Consider the following 408-nt stretch of genomic DNA (forward strand, 5'->3'; position numbering starts at 1 on the left):
TCCTGGAAACCCGTAGCGCCGAGTTGGCGACGTTCGAGCAGCGCTACGTGGAGGCCAAGCAGGCAGCGTTGAGGGACCTCGACAAAGTGATCTCCCTTGCGGAGACCGCGGAGCTTCGGCGCGCAGACGAGGCGCTGAAGCAGACGGTCGAGACGTTCTTCGCCACCATGGACAAGAGCGTGGCCCTCGCGCTCAAGAGCGACAAGACGGCGGCTCTTGGGATTTCGAACGGGGAGGGTCGAACCTTGCGCGTGAAGGCCAGGCAGGCGCTGGATGAGCGCATCGGCGCGAATGTTCAGGCGCTCCAGAATGCCAAGGCGGATGCGGCGGCGCTAGCATCTTCGACCGCAAGAGGATTGATCATCGTGTCTTCTCTGGGGCTGGCAGCGGCGATCGGCCTCCTCGGCG

The 408-nt window shown here is 64.5% G+C and carries 1 protein-coding gene; it reads left to right on the forward strand.

Translation table 11 applies throughout. From position 1 onward, the window contains the following. Positions 1-408 (forward strand): hypothetical protein (locus AC2JF9_RS09970; protein ID WP_500727452.1); only part of this gene is annotated, 408 nt, incomplete at both ends.

It is taken from the genome of Lactobacillus sp. C449L, assembly GCF_059900815.1.